The organism is Streptomyces sp. NBC_01288 (genome assembly GCF_035982055.1).
Classification (GTDB): Bacteria; Actinomycetota; Actinomycetes; order Streptomycetales; family Streptomycetaceae; genus Streptomyces.
Window position 1 is genome coordinate 6,630,551 of sequence record NZ_CP108427.1, and the last position, 19,314, is coordinate 6,649,864.

Sequence of the window (19,314 nt, forward strand, 5' to 3'; positions counted from 1 at the left end):
GCCGACGACAGCCGGCTCGCCGATCGGGCTCCCCGCAACCGGCGAGGAACCCGACCCGGCACTGCTGCCTACCAGATCGCCTCGACCCACTCCGGGTGGTCGATGAACGGGTTCCGGTTGTGCTGGTACGTGCTGTAGATGACCTCGTTGCGCTTCTCCTCGAAGGCGCTCGGCGGGTCCGCCTCGTTCCACGCCTTGAGGACGGAGAGCTTGCCCATGTAGGGGTTGCTGCCGTTGCCCACCTTCTCGTTGGGCTCCAGGTCGGCGAAGCCGTCGTCGCCCTCGTAGCGCACGGCCATGTAGAGGATCATGCGGGCCACGTCGCCCCGGTCCGCCGCGCGGGGCGCGAAGGAGTCGGAGTCGACGGTGCTGCCGCCGCCGTTGGTGACCGCGCTGCCGCCGTTGTCGAAGTCCAGGTTGCCGCGGATGCTGTTGACCTGGACGTCCGCGGGACGCAGGTGGTGCAGGTCGGTGCCGGGACCGGTCACCTCGCCGAAGTCGCCGTGGGACTTGGCCCAGGTGTGCTCGCGGTTCCAGTCGCCGACGTCGCCGCCGTTGAGGGACTTGGCGCGGGAGACACCGCTGTACAGCAGGATCACGTTGCTGCTGTTGTTCGGGTCCTGGTCGGTGGCCTTCAGCGCGTCCCAGACCGCGGAGTACGAGATCTTCGTCTGGCTGCTGATGATCGTGTGCAGCGAGGACTTGAGGCTGGTGCCCGTCTTGCCGACCGCGTTCTTGTAGTACGTCGCGTCGTACGCCGTGGTCGTGGCCGACGCCGGGGTCGCGGTCAGGGTCGGCACGGTGAGGCCGACCAGGACGGCGGCGGTCGTCAACGCCAACGATTTCCAGCGGTGGATCCGTGTCCCAAGCATAAAGAGTGTCCCATCTACGCGGGTTGAATGGGGCGGCAATCGGGAGCGTGACATGCACATGCGGTCCTGTAAATAAACGAGACGTGTCGATCAGGTGACCGGACGCGACAATTTGCCTCGTGTCTACGCGAGTTGACGTACCAAAACGGCCCCCGACCGTGAGGTTGGGGGCCGTTGACCGTTCAGCTACGTCGGTGTCACCTACGTCGGTGTCACCTACGTCGGTGTCACTTCACGTCCGACGGGTCCAGCCGGTAGATCGTCGACGTGCTGGTCGTCGAGGTGCCGGTCGTGGAGGTCGAAGAACTCGAACTCTTCTCCGTCGACGCGCTCTTGTCGTACGCGCTCTCCTTCACCGCCGTCGCGTTCTTCTGCACCCATGAGGTGATCTCGGTGTTCAGGCTGCTGTTGCCGCCCATACCGCCGCCACCGAGCTGGATGTAGTGCAACTCGCCCTTCTTCACCAGCTCCTTGAGCTTGGCGAGGGTCATCGCCTTGTCGGAGCCGGTGAAGCCCCACATGGAGATGACGGGCTTGTGGGTGCTGAGGATCAGCTGGCCCGCGCTCTGCGAATTGGACACCGCGAGCAGCCACTTGGCGCCGTCCTGGTGCTTCTCCAGGTACGAGACGAGCGCGCTGGACGTGGTGCCGCCCATGCCGCCCCCGCCGCCCATACCGCCGCCGCCGAAGCCGCCGCGCGTACCGCCGGTGCCGCCACCCGGGGTCGTACCGCTGCCGGTTCCGGTGCCCGTGCCGCCGGGAGCCGTACCGCCGCCGGGGAACTCCCCGGTGGTACCGCCCTGTTGACCACCGGTCGTGCCACCGGTGCCGCCGGTCGGCGCCCCGCTCGGCGCGCCACCGCCCTGCGGTACCTCACCCGTGCCGCCGCCACCCGGGGTCATCCCACCGGGCGCCTCGCCGCTCGCCTGGCCGCCACCCTGCTGGGTGCCGCCGGGCATCTCGCCGCTGCGGTTGCCGCCGAAGCCGCCACGGCCGCCGCCCCCACCGGGGCCGCCCATGCCGCCGCCGGTCGACGGGCCGGCCGTCGGGTTGGTGCCGCCCATGCCGCCGGTGGTGCTGGAGGCCGCCGGGGACACGGCGTACGCCGTCGGACCGGCCAGCGCCGCGATGATCGCCGCCACGACGGACGCGGTCAGCAGCCGGGCCCGGTTGCCGGAGCCCGAGCGGAAGACGAACAGGCCCACGATCGCGAGGACCATGAGGACGCCGACCGTCGGCCACAGCCAGGTGTTCCAGCCGGAGGCCCGGCGCAGCACCACGATCGCCCAGACCGCCGTGACCGCGAGACCGGCCGGCAGGACCCAGGACCAGCGCGCGTCGCCGCCGCGGAAGGCGCGCCACAGCATGACGCCGCCGCCACCGCACAGGGCCGCGATGCCCGGGGCGAGCGCGGTCGTGTAGTACGGGTGCATCGTGCCCTGGGCCATGCTGAACGTGACGTAGTGCAGCAGGGTCCAGCCGCCCCACAGGACCAGCGCGGCGCGCGTCGGGTCGGTGCGCGGGGCGCGGCCGACCAGGGCAAGGCCGGCGATCAGGGCGATGGCGGAGAAGGGGAGCAGCCAGGAGATCTGGCCGCCGAGGATGTCGTTGAACATACGGCCGATGCCCGCGGTGCCGGCGAACGTACCGCCGCCGCCACCCCCGCCCCCGCCGCCGTTGCCCTCGCCGCCGAACACGCGGCCGAAGCCGTCGTAGCCCATGATCAGGTCCCAGGCGGTGCCGTCGGTCGAGCCGCCGATGTACGGGCGGTCCGAGGCCGGGACGAGGGAGACGACCGTGGCCCACCAGAAGCTGGAGACGGCCAACGCGACCGTGGCCAGGGACAGTTGGACGATCTTCTTCTTCCAGCCGAGCTTCGATGCGAACAGGTACACGGCGAAGACGGCGGGCAGGGCGATGTAGCCCTGGAGGAGCTTGGTGTTGAAGGCGAAGCCGAAGCAGACCGCGGAGCCGATCAGCGGCAGCAGCTTCTCGGTGCGTACGGAGCGCAGGCCGAGGGCCGCGCCCGCCACCATCAGGAGGACGAGCAGGGTGTCGGGGTTGTTGTCGCGGTTGATGGCGACCGTGATCGGCGTCAGGGCGAGGACCAGTGCGGCGATCGCCGCGGCCACGTGCCCGAAGTACCGCTTCACGGAGGAGTGGAGGATCCAGATCGTGCCGAGCGCGGCGGCGACCTCCGGCAGCATCATCTGCCAGGTGCCGAAGCCGAAGATCCGGCACGACAGGCCCATCACCATCAGGGAGAAGGGCGGCTTGTCGACCGTGAGGAAGTTGCCCGCGTCCAGCGAGCCGAAGAACCAGGCCTTCCAGTTCTGGGTGCCGCTGTAGATCGCGCTGCTGTAGAAGCTGTTGAGGCTGGAGCCGGAGAGGTTCCAGGAGTACAGCACCGCGGCCAGGACCATGATGGCGATCAGCGCGGGCAGCGACCAGCGGGGCGCCTTCTCGGGCGGCGCGTCGGCGGGTGGGGCCGGCGGCGGCCAGTCGGCGGACGCGGGTTCGGTGTGGGGGTGTGGATCGGTGGCAGATGTCACCCAGGCATCGTGCGAAAGCAGGGTGGGTGCCTGCTGTGCCGAACCTTGCCACCGGCTGTGAATTCGCAAAGGGGCGGGTAACGCGTCGTACAACCGTTCCCCAACCCGTACAACCTTTCACGCCTTCCTGTGAGTCAACTCATGCATGACTCAGTCTCTTTGGACACCCCGCCGAGCCAGAGCGGTGGCCGTCGGCGTGGGCGCCGGCGTCCTCATACCCGTGCTGGCCGCCGCGACGCCCGCTGCCGCGGCCACCCCGACGGTCAGCTGTACGTCGGCCAAGGCGGGCCTCGCCGCCAAGCTGAAGAAGGACATCACCGCGGCCCTCGCGACCCGTAAGGGAACCGTCGCCGTCGGCCTCTACGACCGCACCACCAAGACCACCTGCACCCTGCGGGCGACGAGCGCCTACGACTCCGCCAGCACCGTCAAGGTCACCGTCCTCGCCACGCTGCTGTGGGACGCGAAGAAGCACAACCGCCTGCTGACGTCGCGCGAGACGACGCTCACCAAGGCCATGATCACCAAGTCGGACAACGACGCGACCTCCACCCTGTGGAAGCAGCTGGGCCCGACGAAGATCAAGGGCTTCCTGTCCGCCGCCGGCATGACCCAGACCAAGCCGGGCGCGAACAACTACTGGGGCCTGACCCAGGAGACCGTGACCGACGAGCAGAAGCTGCTCAAGCTGGTCACCGCCAAGAACACGGTGCTGAGCGACAACTCCCGTGCGTACATCCTGAAGTTGATGAACCAGGTCATCTCCAGCCAGCGCTGGGGCACCCCGTCCGGCGCCCCCTCCGGTGTCACCGTGCACGTCAAGAACGGCTGGCTCCAGCGCTCCACGCACGGCTGGCGCGTCCACAGCCTGGGCACCTTCAACGGCGGCGGCCACGACTACATGATGTCCGTGCTCACCCAGGACAACAGCACGATGAGCTACGGCATCACCACGATCCAAGGCGTCGCGAAGGCGATCCACAAGGACCTCGCGTAGGTCCTGTCCTGGGGAAACGCTTTACTACGCGGTCTCCCGCACGTCATCCACCCGTCCTACGGTGACGCCCATGCGCCTGAGAACCGTACTCGCGACCGCGACCGCCGGCCTGGCGGCGGCCACCTGCCTCACCGCCGCCGCCGGGCCCGCGAACGCCAGCAACTCCCGTACCAGTAACCCCTGTTCGTCCTCCGTCTCGATCGACCGCTTCTCCGACGCGCTCGACAAGACGACGTACGACGGCACCTTCGTCGGCAACTTCTCCGCGCTCGCCGTCGACAAGGACGGCTCGATCGCAGCCCTGGAGGACCGTTCCTCGCTGTTCGATCTGAACGCGAAGACGCTCCAGCCGAAGCGCGCCGTCCACCTCGCCGACGAGAACGGCGCCGACCTCGACTCCGAGGGCCTGGCCATCGACCGCGACGGCACCCGCCTGATCACCTCCGAGACCGAGCCGTCGATCCGCCGCTACTCCCGCGACGGCAAGATCCTCGACCGCCTCCCGGTCCCGTCCTCGCTGTTGGTCGCCCCGGCCGGGCGGGCCGTCTCCAACCAGACCTTCGAGGGCCTGACCCTCCTGCCCGGCGGCCACACCCTCCTCGCGTCGATGGAGTACCCGATCGCCGGGGAGACCTCGGGGGCCGTCCGCTTCCAGACCTGGACCCGGACCAAGGGCGACCACTTCAAGCTCGCCGCGCAGTACGCGTACAAGCCCGACGCCTCCTTCCTCGGCGTCCCCGAGGTACAGGCCCTGCCCGACGGCCGCCTCCTCGTCCTGGAACGCGGCTTCACCAGCGGCGTCGGCAACACCGTCCGCCTCTACCTGGGCGACCCCCGCCACGCGACGGACACCAGCGGCATCGACACCCTCACCGGCCAGCCCGGAGTCCACCTGATCAAAAAAACCCTGCTGGCCGACATCGCCGACTGCCCGACCCTGGGCGCGACAGCGAAGCAGCCCCAGCCGAACCCCCTCCTCGACAACATCGAGGGCATGGTGATCACGGGGAAGGAGAAGGGCCGCTACAAGGTGTTGCTGGTGAGCGACGACAACCAGAACACGGCCCAGACGACCCGCTTCTACTATCTCCGGGTACGAGCAACCCCCGCCTTTTAGTCTTTTAGGGGCATGGGGCTGTATCAATGTGCGGCTCCGCCGCGTGGGCGCGACCAGCCACAGCGGACCTGCACTCGAAAAACGACCCCCGCGCGAAGCGCAATGTTGCGGAGGGATGAAATCCGCTCCATTCCGCGTTGGTGCCTTCCGGAAGACCAGCAGATCAGGGGCGAACGGAAGGCACCGCGTGGCAGCGAAACAGGGGGAGACACCGGGGCAGCCGCAGGGCTGGGCAAGAAGGCTCGCCGCATACGCCTGGCGCTACCCCAAGGACGTCATACTCGCCCTCGGCGCGTCCCTCGCCGGCATGGCGGTCACCGCCCTCGTCCCCCTGGTCACCAAGGTGATCATCGACGACGTGATCACCGGCCACACCCGCTCCATGGCCCCCTGGGCCGCCGCCCTGATCGTCGCCGCCCTCCTCGTCTACGTCTCGACCTACGTCCGCCGCTACTACGGCGGCCGCCTCGCCCTGGACGTCCAGCACGACCTCCGCACCGAGATGTACGGGACGATCACCCGCCTCGACGGCCGCCGCCAGGACGAGCTGTCCACCGGCCAGGTCGTCGGCCGCGCGACCAGCGACCTCCAGCTGATCCAGGGCCTGCTCTTCATGCTCCCGATGACCATCGGGAACGTCCTGCTCTTCGTGATCTCCCTCGCGATCATGGCCTGGCTGTCCCTCCCCCTGACCCTGATAGCCCTGGCGGTCGCCCCCGCCCTCGGTTTCATCGCCCGGCGCAGCCGCAGCAAGCTGCACCCCTCCACCTGGTACGCGCAGGCCCAGGCCGCCGCCGTGGCGGGAGTCGTCGACGGCGCCGTCAGCGGCGTACGCGTCGTGAAGGGCTTCGGCCAGGAGGACCAGGAGACCGGAAAACTCCGTGAGGTCGGCCGCCGCCTGTACGCGGGCCGCCTCCGCACGATCCGCCAGAACGCCAAGTACACCCCCGCCCTCCAGGCCGTCCCCGCCCTCGGCCAGGTCGCGATGCTGGCGCTGGGCGGCTGGCTCGCGGTGCGTGGCCACATCACCCTCGGCACGTTCGTCGCGTTCTCCACCTACCTCGCCCAACTCGTCGGCCCGGTCCGCATGTTGGCCATGGTCCTCACCGTCGGCCAGCAGGCCCGCGCCAGCACCGAACGCGTCCTGCAACTCATCGACACCGAGCCCTCCATGACGAACGGCACCAAGGAACTCCCCGCCGACGCCCCGGCCACGGTCGAGTTCGACGACGTCTCCTTCGGCTACGACCACGAGCGCCCCGTCCTGAACGGCCTCAGCTTCGAGATCCGCCCCGGCGAGACCCTCGCGGTCGTCGGCTCCTCCGGCTCCGGAAAATCCACGGTCTCGCTGTTGCTGCCCCGCTTCTACGACGTCACCCACGGCGCCGTCCTCATCGGCGGCCACGACGTCCGCGAACTCACCCTCGACTCGCTGCGCGCCGCGATCGGCCTGGTCCCCGAGGACTCCTTCCTCTTCTCGGACACGGTCCGCAACAACATCGCCTACGGCCGCCCCGACGCGACCGACGAGCAGATCCTCACCGCCGCGCGCGCCGCCCAGGCCGACCGGTTCATCCAGGAACTCCCCGAGGGCTACGACACGACGGTCGGCGAGCACGGCCTCACCCTCTCCGGCGGCCAGCGTCAGCGCGTCGCCCTCGCCCGCGCGATCCTCACCGACCCGCGCCTGCTGGTCCTGGACGACGCGACCTCGGCGGTGGACGCACGCGTCGAGCACGAGATCCACGAGGCCCTGAAACAGGTCATGCGGGGCCGCACCACGTTGCTCATCGCGCACCGCCGCTCCACCCTCAACCTCGCCGACCGCATCGCCGTCCTCGACGGGGGCCGCCTCGCCGACATCGGCACGCACGACGAACTCCAGGAACGCTCACCCCTCTACCGCCGCCTCCTCACCGACCCCGACGAACTCGGCGGCGTATCGCCCGGCCACGCCCAGCCCGCCGCACCGGCCGAAGACACCTCCGTACGCGACGAGTTGGACGCGGAGTTCGACGCCGAGCGCGGGCTCACGCCCCGGCTGTGGACCGGCGACCGCGAGCCCAAGGACACCGCGCTGTCCGGGATGCCCGCGACGCCCGAACTCCTCGCCCAGGTCGACGCGTTGCCCCCGGCGACCGACGTCCCCGACATCGACGAGGCGGGCGCGGTCCGCGCCGAGGACTCGTACGGCCTGCGCCGGCTGCTGCGCGGGTTCGGCACCCCGCTGCTGATCAGCCTCGGCCTGGTCGCCGTGGACGCGAGCATGAGCCTGCTGCTGCCGATCATGATCCGGCACGGCATCGACCAGGGCGTCACCAAGATGGCGATCGGCGCGATCTGGTCGGCGTCGCTGCTCGCGCTGGTGGCCGTGGCGGTCCAGTGGGTGGCACAGCGCGGCGAGACCCGCATGACGGGCCGTACCGGCGAACGGGTCCTCTACACCCTCCGCCTCAAGATCTTCGCCCAGCTCCAGCGCCTCGGACTCGACTACTACGAGCGGGAGTTGACGGGGCGGATCATGACGAGGATGACGACGGACGTCGACGCGCTGTCGTCGTTCCTCCAGACAGGCCTGGTCACGGCCTTCGTCTCGGTCGTCACCTTCTTCGGCATCATGGGCGCCCTGCTGGTGATCGACGTACAGCTGGCACTGGTCGTGTTCGCGACCCTGCCCCCGCTGGTCATCGCCACCTTCTTCTTCCGCCGCGCGAGCGTGAAGGCGTACGAACTCGCCCGTGAGCGTGTGTCGTTGGTCAACGCGGACCTCCAGGAATCGGTGTCGGGGCTGCGGATCGTGCAGGCGTTCCGACGCGAGAAGGACGGCGGCCGGCGCTTCGCCGAGCGCAGCAGCAGCTACCGCGCGGCGCGTACCCGGGGCCAGTGGCTGATCTCGATCTACTTCCCCTTCGTGCAACTGCTGTCGTCGGTCGCGGCGGCGTCCGTACTGATCGCGGGCGCGGGCAGGGTGGACAACGCGACCCTGACGACAGGCGCGTTGGTCGCCTACCTCCTCTACATCGACCTGTTCTTCGCCCCGGTCCAGCAGCTCTCCCAGGTCTTCGACGGCTACCAGCAGGCGACCGTGTCCCTGGGCCGCATCCAGGAGTTGCTCCAGGAACCGACGTCCACCCGAGCCGCCGACGAACCGCTCGAAGTCCTCTCCCTGCGCGGCGACATAGCCTTCGAGAACGTGCACTTCGCGTACGGCGACGACGAAGAGGCCATCGGGGGAGTGGAGTTGAGCATCCCCGCCGGCCAGACGGTCGCCTTCGTCGGCGAGACGGGCGCGGGCAAGTCGACCCTCGTGAAGCTGGTCGCCCGCTTTTACGACCCGACCGGCGGCCGGGTCACGGTCGACGGCACCGACCTCCGCGCCCTCGACATCACCTCGTACCGCCACCACCTGGGCGTCGTCCCCCAGGAGCCGTACCTCTTCCAGGGCACCGTCCGCGACGCCATCGCCTACGGCCGCCCCGACGCCACCGACGCCGAGGTGGAGGCGGCGGCCCGCGCGGTAGGCGCCCACGAGATGATCGCCACGCTCGACGGCGGCTATCTCCACGAGGTGGCCGAGCGAGGCCGCAACCTCTCGGCGGGCCAACGCCAGCTGATCGCTCTGGCCCGCGCCGAACTGGTGGACCCCGACATCCTCCTCCTGGACGAGGCGACAGCGGCCCTGGACCTGGCCACAGAAGCCCAGGTCAATCAGGCCACCGACCGCCTCGCAGGCCGCCGCACCACCCTCGTCGTCGCCCACCGCCTGACGACGGCGGCCCGCGCGGACCGGGTCGTGGTGATGGACCACGGGCAGGTCGTGGAGGACGGCACGCACGACGAGCTGCTGCAACTCGGAGGGACTTACGCCGAGTTGTGGCGGAACTTCGTCGGGGAGGATGCGCCCGCCGCCGCTGCCTGACCCGCGCGGGGTCTACGACCACACCGAGAGCGGCATCGGGAGGTTCAGCCCACGGCCGGGTCGTCGACTACGCCGAGCTGCGGCGCACGTTCGTCGGTGTGCCTGGGGCGGAAGAGCAGGTCACCGCGCCCCGCTGAGGGGCGCGCAACCATGCGACATACGTCTTGCGTCCGTACATCAGTACGCTGTTCGGCTGCTGTGCTGTGCGGGAGGGACGACTGTGGACATGGGTGCGCTACGACGGCGGGTCGCGCTCGGCATGGCCGTGCTCGGCACGTCCGGGCTGCTCGCGCTCGCCGCCCCCGGCACCGCCCAGGCGGCCGCGGTCTGCCCGGGGCACGAGGTGGAGACGCTGCGCTTCTCCACCGGCATCGTCCACGTCTTCCGCCGGGGCGACTACATCTGCGCGTACACCGTCCCCAAGGCCTCCGGCGCCAAGCGCACGATGTCGGTCAGCGTGCAGGCGCGCGGCAGCCGTCCGGTCGTCGACAAGGGCCGCTACAAGCGCCGGGCCGGACCGGTCACCGTGCACGCCGGTCACCGGTGCGTGCTGGTGAAGGGCGCGGTCGGCGGCGGATCGGTCAGCTCGGGCTGGATCCTCTGCTGAGTCGCTGAACCGCTGGTCACCGCCTTAAACGCACAACCGCCCCTGGTGTGACGGGAGTTGCTCCGATAGCTTCCCGTTCACAACTGCCTCACAGGGGAGATGGCATGCGCAAGGCGCTCAGATGGCTGCTGGCGCTCACCGTGCTCATGGGCACGCTGAGCACGGCCGGGGCGGCCACCGCCGCCCAGGTCGGCCAAGCCGGTCAACCGGCGGACATCAAGGACCAGTTGCTGGCGATACCCGGCATGAGCCTGGTCCAGGAGAAGCCGTACACCGGCTACCGCTACTTCGTCCTGAACTACACCCAGCCGGTCGACCACCGGCACCCGTCCAAGGGCACGTTCCAGCAGCGGATCACCGTGCTGCACAAGGACGTCTCGCGCCCGACGGTCTTCTACACCAGTGGCTACAACGTCTCCACGACCCCCAGCCGCAGCGAACCGACCCGGATCGCGGACGCCAACCAAGTCTCCCTGGAATACCGCTACTTCACGCCGTCCCGGCCCGCCCCTGCCGACTGGTCCAAGCTCGACATCTGGCAGGCGGCCAGCGACCAGCACCGCGTCTTCAAGGCCCTCAAGCCGATCTACACCAAGAACTGGATCGCCACCGGCGGCTCCAAGGGCGGTATGACGGCCACCTACTTCGAGCGGTTCTACCCGCGCGACATGGACGGCGTGGTCGCCTACGTCGCCCCCAACGACGTGGTGAACAACGAGGATTCGGCCTACGACCGCTTCTTCACGAAGGTCGGCACCAAGGAGTGCCGCGACCGCCTGGACGCCGTGCAGCGCGAGGCGCTGGTGCGCAGGGACTCGCTGGAGAAGGAGTACGCGGCGTACGCGGCCGAGAACGGCTTCACCTTCACCACCGTCGGCAGCCTCGACAAGGCCTACGAAGCCGTCGTCCTCGACTACGTCTGGGGCTTCTGGCAGTACAGCCTGCTCTCCGACTGCGACACCATCCCCGCGAACGCACAGGCCGCCACCGACGACGAGATCTGGACCTCGGTCGACACGATCTCCGGCTTCTCCTTCTACACCGACCAGGGCCTGGACCCGTACACCCCGTACTACTACCAGGCGGGCACCCAACTCGGCGCCCCCACCATCAAGTTCCCGTACATCGAGAACAAGTACCTCCGCTACGGCTACCAGCCGCCCCGCAACTTCGTCCCCCGCTCCATCCCGATGAAGTTCCGGCCGAACACCATGCGGGACGTGGACAGCTGGGTCCGCCACCACGCCGACCACATGCTCTTCGTCTACGGCCAGAACGACCCGTGGGGCGCCGAGCGCTTCGCCGTCGGCAAGGGCTCGAAGGACTCCTACGTCTTCACCGCGCCCGGCCTGAACCACGGCGCGAACGTCGCCGGCCTGACCGCCGACCAGAAGGACCTCGCCACCGCCCGCATCCTGGCCTGGGCCGGCGTCCCGGCCACCACCACGGCACAGGCGAAGCCCCTCGCACCGTACGACGCGAGGCTGGACCGCCAGGACGTGCGGCGCGAGCCGACGCTCCGGCCGTAGGCAACCTCCTCACCGCGCCCGGCCGTTGACAGTCACCCGACTACACCGGCCGGGCGCAGCCCACCGGCTGCTCGCCGCCTAGCTGCACATACAAGGCGGTCGACGCGGGGCAACTCGCGCGCCGGAGCACGGTCTTGACCACCTTGTACTGCGGCTTCCGCTGCCCCGAGCCGTCGCACGCCGTCTCCCGGACCTGCCCGCTGCCCGAGCCGTAGACACAGTCACCGACGATCGTGCGGGGCCCGCCCCCGCCACCCGGGTCACCGGGATGCGGCGGCTCCAGGTTCCGCATACAGGCGTAGCCCTTGGGTATGACCCCGTCGCCGCCCGCGCCCGACGACCCCTGGGCGCTGATGTGCAGCACGAAGTCGGTGGTGGCCGGACAGGCGGGACCGTCGCTCACATCACCCCCGTAGCGGGCGATGACCCTGGCGGCGGCGCGCTCGCTGGTACACGGCACCTCGGTGAAACTCGTCGTGCCGAAGGAACTGCACTCGTCGACGCCGAGGAACACCGCGCCGTAGCCGGTGGGTCGGGTGGTCGCGGACGTGGTCGTGGACGAGGTCGCGGCGGCCTTCCCGCCGAGCCGGCCGTCGCCCTCGCCCGATCCGGAACCGTGCGCGGCCTGGCAGCCCGTGGTCAGGGCGGCGAGCAGCACCGCGCACACCGCTCCCGCGCACCATCGCTCACGCATCGATCCCCCCGACTGCCCCCGCCCAGCGTGACCCGCGGCAGCGGGGGCACGCCAGACGTGCGGGGGGCTTTGGGCCAGTTGGCGGGGGTGGGGCGGGGGCGGAACGTACCCCTAGTACGACAGCCCGTGCCCTACGGGATACAGCACCTGCGTCGGATCATCCGCGCGCTGCACCGCGACCGGGAGTTTCCCGCGCGGCCGGGCCCGGCCCGCGATCACCCGTGCCGCCGCCCGGAGTTCGACGTCGGTCCAGGAGTAGGACGCCAAGTAGGCGGTGACCGAGGGCAGTTGGGCAACATCGTAGGGGTTGCGGACGGCGACGGCCACGACCGGTGTCCCGGTGGCGACCAGGTGCTCGACGAGCGACTTCTGCGCGTCGGCCGCCGTGACGTTGTAGGTCGCCACAACCACCGCATCCGCCTCACGCGCCGCCGCCACGGCCTTCGCGACGGTCGCGGCGGAAGGCGCCGTACCGGTGGAGAGGGCGGTCGCCGTGAACCCCGACTCCCCGAGTGCCGTGGCGAGCACACCGGTGGGTGGACCCGTAGTACCCGTAGGGGAGGCCGGATCGGCGCCGACCACCAGAACCTTCCCGTGCGTACGGCGGGACAGCGGAAGCAGCCCCGCCGAGTTGACCAGCAGGGTGGTGGTCCGCTCGGCGATCCGGTCGGCGGCGGCGAGATGTGCCGCGGTCCCGACCGTGCGGTCCACTCCCGCCCGGCTGACGTACGCGTCCTCGAACAGCCCCAGCCGCTCCTTCAGCCGCAGCACCCGCAGGATCGACTCGTCGAGCCGCGCCTCCGTCAACTCCCCGCCCCGCACGGCCTTGAGCACAGCGTTCCAGGCGACGTCCAGGGAGGGCGGGTTGAGGAGTTGATCCACCCCGGCCTTCAGCGCGAGCACCGGCACCCTGTCGTCCCCGTACTTCTGGCGTACGCCCTCCATGGCCAGCGAGTCGGTGATCACGACGCCGTCGTAGCCGAGTTCGCCGCGCAGGATGCCGGTGACGATGGGGTGGGAGAGGGTGGCCGGGTCGCCGGAGTCGTCGAGGGCCGGGACCATGATGTGGGCGGTCATGATCGAGTCGATGCCCGCCTTGACGGCAGCCCGGAAGGGCACGGCGTCGAGCGCCTCCCATACCTCCCGGCTGTGCGTGATGACGGGAAACCCGAAGTGGCTGTCCACGGCGGTGTCGCCGTGCCCCGGGAAGTGCTTGGCGGTAGCGGCGACCCGGCTGCTCTGATACCCCTTCACCTCGGCGGCGACGAGCGCGGCCACCGCGTCCGGGTCGGCGCCGAAGGACCGTACGCCGATGACCGGGTTGGCCGGGTTGACGTTCACGTCGGCGTCGGGGGAGTAGTCCTGGTTGACGCCCATCGCGCGCAGCTCGGCGCCGGCGATACGGCCGAGGGTGCGGGCGTCGCCGCGCGAGCCGCCGGCGCCGATCGCCATCGCGCCCGGGAAGAGGGTCGCGGGCGTGCCGATACGGCAGACGATGCCGTGTTCCTGGTCGGTGGCGACCAGTACGGGTAGCCCTCGAGGTCGGCTGAGGGATGCCTGCTGGATGCCGTTCGAGAGGTCGGCGATCTGGTGGGGGTCGCGGGTGTTGTGCGCCCAGGTGAAGTAGATGACGCCGCCGACGTGGTATTTGGCGATCAGGTCGGCGGCGGTACGCACGCCGATCTCGCTCAGGTTGGCGTCGATGTCGGCCTGGTCGGGGGCGGTGGCGGAGTGGCCGTAGACCCGCATCACGAACAGTTGGCCGACCTTCTCCGGCAGTGTCATGCGGGAGATCAGCGAGCGGAGTCTCTTGTCGTCGGCGTGGGCGGTGCCGCCGACCGCGAGGGACGCGGTGACGCCCATGGTCGCGGCGAGGACGGTACGTCTGGAGGGCACGTGCGCTCCTTCCGGAGGTGTTCCACTTCGGATCATCGGATCCGCTGAAGGAAACTTCCACGACTTCACGAATATCCGGGAAGTTTCTGCCAGTCAAGGGAGCGCACAGTAAACCGGAGGAGGGGCCGCCATCGGCGCAGTTGGAGGGGGGCGCGCCGATGACGGCTTGCTGCCGGCCGCGACACGGAGGAGAGGGTTTGTCAGCTTTCGCAGCCAGCAGCGAGGCCGACGCCGTACCGCGGAGACTCATCCGGCAGCATGCCGGTTGGACGGAGGGGAGGGGACGCGGGTTCCCTCCTGGTGGCCGATTCCGGAAGTTGGTGAACCTGTGCACAACGGGACGGATGCGACCGCTCACAGGGACGAGCGGGCGAACGGCGGTCGTCCATCCCGTGGACGTCCCGGCGGGGCGGCCGACCGCCGCCCGATCATGAGGGCATGCCCGTAGTCGACATCCCCGGTTCCAAGTCCATCACCGCCCGCGCCCTCTTCCTGGCGGCCGCCGCGGACGGCGTCACCACCCTCCGGCGCCCCCTCCGCTCGGACGACACCGAGGGTTTCGCCGAGGGCCTGACCCGGCTCGGCTACCGCGTGGGCCGGACCCCGGACGCCTGGCAGATCGACGGCCGCCCGCAGGGACCGGCGGTCGCGGAGGCGGACGTGTACTGCCGGGACGGCGCGACGACGGCCCGTTTCCTGCCGACGTTGGCGGCGGCCGGGCACGGCAGCTTCCGCTTCGACGCGTCCCCGCAGATGCGCCGTCGCCCCCTTCTCCCGCTCACCCGGGCCCTGCGCGACCTGGGCGTGGACCTGCGCCACGAGGAGGCGGAGGGCCACCACCCCCTGCGCATCGAGGCGTCGGGGGTGGAAGGCGGAGAGGTGGTCCTGGACGCCGGCCAGTCCTCTCAGTACCTGACCGCGCTGCTCCTGCTGGGCCCCCTGACCAGGAAGGGCCTGCGCATCAGGGTCACGGACCTGGTCTCCGCGCCGTACGTCGAGATCACGATCGCGATGATGCGGGAGTTCGGGGTGGAGGTCGGCAGGGAGGGTGCTACTTACGTCGTCCCGCCGGGGGGCTACGGGGCCACCACCTACGGGATCGAACCGGACGCGTCCACCGCGAGCTACTTCTTCGCGGCGGCGGCCGTGACGGGCGGCGAGGTCACGGTCCCCGGCCTCGGCACGGGCGCGCTCCAGGGCGACCTGGGCTTCGTCGACGTACTGCGCCGGATGGGCGCGGAGGTGGAGACGGGCGCGAAGGGCACACGGGTGCGCGGCACGGGCGAGTTGCGCGGCCTCACGGTCAACATGCGGGACATCTCGGACACCATGCCGACGCTGGCGGCGATCGCCCCGTTCGCCTCGGGCCCGGTCCGCATCGAGGACGTGGGCAACACCCGGGTGAAGGAGTGCGACCGGCTGGAGGCCTGTGCGGAGGGCCTCCGGCGGTTGGGCGTGGAGGTGGCGACGGGCCCGGACTGGATCGAGATCCGGCCGAGTGACGTCCCGGGGTCAACTCCCGTCACAGGCACGGAGATCAAGTCCTACGGCGACCATCGCATCGTCATGTCCTTCGCGGTGACCGGGTTGCGGGTGCCGGGTATTTCGTTCGACGACCCGGGGTGTGTGCGGAAGACTTTCCCGGGGTTCCATGAGGCGTTCCGGGTGCTGCGGGGGCAGTTGCCGGGGTAGGGAGTCAGCGGGTGGGTTTCGAACTGAAGGCGCCGGTCCTGGCGGGCGAGTTGGTGCGTCTGGAGCCGCTCGGTCACCGGCACGCGGCCGATCTGACGGTGGCGGCGGAGGAGAACCGGGGTTCGTACGCGTTCACCTGGGTGCCGGGGGCGGGCGAGGTGCAGGCCTACATCGACGCCCAGTTGGCCAGGGCGGAGTCGGGCCGGCTCGCGCCGTACGCCCAGGTGTCGACGGCCACGGGGAAGGCGGTCGGCGTCACGGCCTACTGGGAACCCCGCTCGTGGCTGACGGACGACCAACTCGACGCCGTGGAGGTCGGGTTCACCTGGTTGGCGGGTTCGGCGCAGGGCACGGGGGTGAACGCCGAGGCCAAACTCCTGCTGTTCCGGCACGCGTTCGAGGAGTGGGGGGTGTCCCGGGTCGACCTGAAGACGGATGCCCGCAACGCCCGCTCCCGCGCCGCGATCCAGAGCGTGGGCGCCCGCTTCGAGGGCGTCCTGCGCAACTGGTCCCGGTCCTGGGCGCCGGGGGAGGAGGGGCGGTTGCGTGATTCCGCGATCTACTCGATCACTGCGGAGGAGTGGGGGGAGTGCCGGGCGGGGCTGGAGGCGCGGGTGCGGGCCCGGTTGGCGCGGGGCAACTCGGGGGCGGACAGCCTGAGTTGAGCGCGAACCGACCGGACCGTTCGACAGACCGGCTGGACCGTTCGGTCGGTGATCGGAAACCATCGGTCTCATGAACTCCTACCTCATCCTCCACGGCTGGCAGAACCACCGCCCGAAGGAGCACTGGCAGTACTGGCTTGCCGACCGGCTCCGTGCGCTCGGGCATCACGTCGCCTACCCCCAGCTGCCCGACCCCGACGAGCCCGACCTGGACGTGTGGCTGGGTGAACTCGGGCGCCATATCGGTGAGTTGCCGGGCGGTGCCGACTCCGAGCGGGTCGTTCTCGCGCACAGCGCCTCCGCGCTGCTCTGGCTGCACGCCGTCGCCCGCGGGTTGGTCAAGGGCGGTGAGGCCGACCGGGTGCTGCTGGTCGGACCGCCGTCCGCGTCCGTCGTCGCCGGATATCCGGAGGTCGCCGGATTCGTCCCGCCCGCCCCCGACTTCACCCTCCCCGGGAACGTCCGTCTCGTCGCCGGTGACGACGACCCGTACTGCCCGGGAGGCGCCCGCACCGCCTACGGCGATCCGTTCGGCATCCCCACCGAACTCGTCCCGGGCGGAGGCCACTTGGACCTGGTCGCCGGTTACGGCTCCTGGCCCGCCGTACTGGACTGGTGCCTGGACGGGACGGCGCGGCTCACGGCTCGACCGGTGGGGTGACGCCTGCTCCCGCCCGCAGCTCGGGCGTGCTCGCGCCCACCCCCGCCACCGCCAGCACGCACAGCAGCCCCCCGGTGAACAGAGCCGTCGCACCCGAGCTCCAGCCGGCGATGAGGCCGCCGCGGAGGTTGCCGAGGTTGGGACCCGCCTGGCCGACGATCTGCTCGGCGGCGGAGACGCGGCCCAGGAGGGCGTCCGGGGTGTGGGTCTGGATGATCGTGCTGCGGGAGACCACCGAGCAGGCGTCGGCGGCACCGGCCAGGGCGAGGCAGCCGAGGCCGGCCCACGGGTTCGTCATCAGGCCGAAGGCCGCCAGCGCGACACCCCACGTACTCGCCCCGAGCAGCATCACCGGGCCGGGGCGGCCCAGCCGGGTGACGGTGCCGGAGAAGACGGACGCGGTGATGCCGCCGACCGAGACCGCCGACAGGAACAGGCCCAGAGTGCGCGGATCGCCCCCGAAACGCTCGGAGTTGATCAGCGGGAACAGACTGACCGGCATCGCCAGGACTGTCGCGGCCAGGTCGGTGAGCAGCGCGCCGCGCACCACCCGGTGGCCCGCCAGGAAGCGCAGGCCGTCCAGGACACCGTGCAGTCCGCCGCGCGACGGCTCACCCTCGGGCGGCAGCGCGGGCAGGCCGAAGGCGCCGTAGAAAGCGACGAGGAAGGTGAGCGCGTCGACCAGGTAGCCGGCGCCGATGCCGACCCAGCCGATCAGCAGGCCGCCGAGCGCGGGGCCGACGAGCATCATCGTCGTGAAGGACATGGTGTTGAGGGCGAGCCCCGCGGCCACCTGGTCCTTCGGTAGCAGCCGGGGTATGAACACGCCCGACGCCGGGCCGCCCACCGCGCCGAAGCCCGACTGCGCGGCGATCAGCGCGAGCACGCCGAGCACCGGGACGTGCCCGGTGAAACCCTGCACGGCGAGGAGGAGCGAGCTGACGGCCTGCCCGAGCGTGTTGAAGAGGTAGATGCGCCGCCGGTCGCCGCGGTCCACCCACGAACCGGCGAACAGCCCGACGACCACGGTCGGCACCGCGCTCGCCAGCCCGACCGCGCCGGTCCAGACCGTGCTGTGGGTCATGTCCCAGATCTGGTACATGACGGTCACCGAGGTCATGAACGAGCCCAGCACGGACACCGTCCGCCCGATCAGCAGCCGCCGGAACACCGGGGACGTCCGCAGCGGCCGGACGTCGATCAACGTACGGGTGAAACTCATGAGGGCATGACGGGGCGCGGGGTGGGGTGAGGAGGCACCGGGGGACCCTAAGCCGCGGCCCGCCGGCACCGCCAGTTGTTTACGCGGAGTCGTTGAGCAGCCGAGCCAGGTGATCGTGACCGGCGGCCAGCAGCTCGGGGAGCGGTGCGGCGGCCTCGTACCACCGCTTCTCGTACTCCCAGCAGAGCCAGCCGTCCCACTCGTGCCGGGCGAGGACCTCGACGCACTCGGCGAGCGGGAGGACACCGGCCCCGAGCGCCAGCGGGGTGGTGTCATCGGCCGACGCGATGTCCTTGACCTGCACGTATCCGAGATACGGGCCCAGCGCGGCGAGCGTCTCCGACGGCTGCTCGCCGCCGAGCCAGGTGTGCATGACGTCCCACAGCGCACCGGCCTGCCGGTGCCCGACCGGCCCGAGCACGCGGAGCGCGTCCGCGCCGGTGCGGTGCGAGTCGTGGGTCTCCAGCAGCACCCGTACGCCGAGGTCGGCACCCCACTCCGCCGCCGTACCGAGCCGCCGCGCGGCCGTGGCATCGGCCTCTTCCACGGACTGCTCGGTACCACCACCGGGAAAGACACGGATGAAGGGCGCGCCCAAGTCCCGTGCCAGTTCCAGCAGTTCACGGATCTCGGCGAGTACGGCGTCGTCGTCGCCCGGTGCCGCCACCCGCGCATACCCGGCGAGACCCAGGACTTCGACCCCGGCCGCCTTGAACTCGGCGACCACGTCGGCCCGTTGGCCGGCGTCGATACCGGGGTGCACGGGCTCCTCGGGATGCGCGCGCAACTCGACGCCGTGGTAGCCGTGTGTGACGGCGAGCTGGAGCACGTCGGCCACGGGGAGGCCCGGGACACCGAGGGTGGAGAAGGCGAGCTTCATGGTCAGGACCC

At 70.5% G+C, this 19,314-nt stretch carries 14 protein-coding genes; 8 read left to right on the plus strand and 6 right to left on the minus strand.

Annotated elements, in window-relative coordinates; translation table 11 throughout:
* Window positions 1–68: 68 nt before the first annotated feature.
* Window positions 69–872 (minus strand): endonuclease I family protein, encoded by an 804-nt coding sequence (locus OG194_RS30085; protein ID WP_327403915.1) that lies wholly within the window; start codon window positions 870–872, stop codon window positions 69–71.
* Window positions 873–1,099: 227 nt separating this feature from the next.
* Entirely contained in the window at window positions 1,100–3,424 is a 2,325-nt protein-coding gene (locus OG194_RS30090; protein WP_327403916.1) for a glycosyltransferase family 39 protein, read from the minus strand.
* A 145-nt stretch (window positions 3,425–3,569) separates the two neighbouring features.
* On the opposite strand from OG194_RS30090, the gene OG194_RS30095 reads away from it, so the two are divergent.
* From OG194_RS30095 to OG194_RS30115, 5 genes are all read left to right on the plus strand, one after another.
* Complete coding sequence (locus tag OG194_RS30095) at window positions 3,570–4,421, plus strand: serine hydrolase (protein ID WP_327403917.1); 852 nt, start codon at window positions 3,570–3,572, stop codon at window positions 4,419–4,421.
* 70 nt (window positions 4,422–4,491) lie between these two features.
* A complete protein-coding gene (locus OG194_RS30100) occupies window positions 4,492–5,538 on the plus strand; it encodes an esterase-like activity of phytase family protein (RefSeq protein WP_327403918.1) in 1,047 nt (348 codons plus the stop codon).
* 187 nt (window positions 5,539–5,725) lie between these two features.
* Window positions 5,726–9,457, plus strand: coding sequence for an ABC transporter ATP-binding protein (locus tag OG194_RS30105; protein ID WP_327403919.1), 3,732 nt, complete (start codon window positions 5,726–5,728; stop codon window positions 9,455–9,457).
* Between the two features lie 226 nt (window positions 9,458–9,683).
* Window positions 9,684–10,064 (plus strand): hypothetical protein, encoded by a 381-nt coding sequence (locus OG194_RS30110; RefSeq protein WP_327403920.1) that lies wholly within the window; start codon window positions 9,684–9,686, stop codon window positions 10,062–10,064.
* A 104-nt stretch (window positions 10,065–10,168) separates the two neighbouring features.
* The gene (locus OG194_RS30115) at window positions 10,169–11,593 is read left to right on the plus strand and encodes a S28 family serine protease (protein ID WP_327403921.1); all 1,425 of its coding nucleotides are present in this window, start codon (window positions 10,169–10,171) and stop codon (window positions 11,591–11,593) included.
* Window positions 11,594–11,633: 40 nt separating this feature from the next.
* Here the strand turns inward: OG194_RS30115 and OG194_RS30120 are convergent, their stop codons facing one another.
* On the minus strand, window positions 11,634–12,287 hold the full coding sequence (locus OG194_RS30120; RefSeq protein WP_327403922.1) for a hypothetical protein: 654 nt from the start codon (window positions 12,285–12,287) through the stop codon (window positions 11,634–11,636).
* Between the two features lie 111 nt (window positions 12,288–12,398).
* Window positions 12,399–14,219 carry a glycoside hydrolase family 3 protein gene (locus OG194_RS30125; protein ID WP_327403923.1) on the minus strand — a complete coding sequence of 607 codons (1,821 nt, stop codon included), beginning with the start codon at window positions 14,217–14,219 and terminating at the stop codon, window positions 12,399–12,401.
* Window positions 14,220–14,621: 402 nt separating this feature from the next.
* Here OG194_RS30125 and aroA point away from each other — a divergent pair, with 402 nt between their 5' ends.
* The 3 genes from aroA (at window position 14,622) to OG194_RS30140 (ending at window position 17,201) form a co-directional block, all read left to right on the plus strand.
* Entirely contained in the window at window positions 14,622–15,875 is a 1,254-nt protein-coding gene (gene aroA, locus OG194_RS30130; protein WP_327403924.1) for a 3-phosphoshikimate 1-carboxyvinyltransferase, read from the plus strand.
* Between the two features lie 11 nt (window positions 15,876–15,886).
* Window positions 15,887–16,540 carry a GNAT family N-acetyltransferase gene (locus OG194_RS30135; RefSeq protein WP_327403925.1) on the plus strand — a complete coding sequence of 218 codons (654 nt, stop codon included), beginning with the start codon at window positions 15,887–15,889 and terminating at the stop codon, window positions 16,538–16,540.
* Window positions 16,541–16,610: 70 nt separating this feature from the next.
* Complete coding sequence (locus OG194_RS30140; RefSeq protein ID WP_327403926.1) at window positions 16,611–17,201, plus strand: RBBP9/YdeN family alpha/beta hydrolase; 591 nt, start codon at window positions 16,611–16,613, stop codon at window positions 17,199–17,201.
* On the opposite strand, the gene OG194_RS30145 is transcribed toward OG194_RS30140, so the two are convergent.
* Complete coding sequence (locus OG194_RS30145; RefSeq protein WP_327403927.1) at window positions 17,179–18,423, minus strand: MFS transporter; 1,245 nt, start codon at window positions 18,421–18,423, stop codon at window positions 17,179–17,181. The genes OG194_RS30140 and OG194_RS30145 overlap by 23 nt on opposite strands.
* A gap of 79 nt (window positions 18,424–18,502) precedes the next feature.
* The gene (locus OG194_RS30150; protein ID WP_327403928.1) at window positions 18,503–19,303 is read right to left on the minus strand and encodes a sugar phosphate isomerase/epimerase family protein; all 801 of its coding nucleotides are present in this window, start codon (window positions 19,301–19,303) and stop codon (window positions 18,503–18,505) included.
* Window positions 19,304–19,314: the final 11 nt, after the last annotated feature.

Excerpts from the sequence above, each read along its gene's own strand:
- OG194_RS30085 (WP_327403915.1), bottom strand. The coding sequence starts at position 872 with ATGCTTGGGACACGGATCCACCGCTGGAAATCGTTGGCGTTGACGACC.
- OG194_RS30095 (WP_327403917.1), top strand. The coding sequence starts at position 3,570 with ATGACTCAGTCTCTTTGGACACCCCGCCGAGCCAGAGCGGTGGCCGTC.
- OG194_RS30100 (WP_327403918.1), top strand. The coding sequence starts at position 4,492 with ATGCGCCTGAGAACCGTACTCGCGACCGCGACCGCCGGCCTGGCGGCG.
- OG194_RS30110 (WP_327403920.1), top strand. The coding sequence starts at position 9,684 with ATGGGTGCGCTACGACGGCGGGTCGCGCTCGGCATGGCCGTGCTCGGC.
- OG194_RS30115 (WP_327403921.1), top strand. The coding sequence starts at position 10,169 with ATGCGCAAGGCGCTCAGATGGCTGCTGGCGCTCACCGTGCTCATGGGC.
- OG194_RS30120 (WP_327403922.1), bottom strand. The coding sequence starts at position 12,287 with ATGCGTGAGCGATGGTGCGCGGGAGCGGTGTGCGCGGTGCTGCTCGCC.
- OG194_RS30125 (WP_327403923.1), bottom strand. The coding sequence starts at position 14,219 with ATGATCCGAAGTGGAACACCTCCGGAAGGAGCGCACGTGCCCTCCAGA.
- aroA (WP_327403924.1), top strand. The coding sequence starts at position 14,622 with ATGCCCGTAGTCGACATCCCCGGTTCCAAGTCCATCACCGCCCGCGCC.
- OG194_RS30140 (WP_327403926.1), top strand. The coding sequence starts at position 16,611 with ATGAACTCCTACCTCATCCTCCACGGCTGGCAGAACCACCGCCCGAAG.
- OG194_RS30145 (WP_327403927.1), bottom strand. The coding sequence starts at position 18,423 with ATGAGTTTCACCCGTACGTTGATCGACGTCCGGCCGCTGCGGACGTCC.
- OG194_RS30150 (WP_327403928.1), bottom strand. The coding sequence starts at position 19,303 with ATGAAGCTCGCCTTCTCCACCCTCGGTGTCCCGGGCCTCCCCGTGGCC.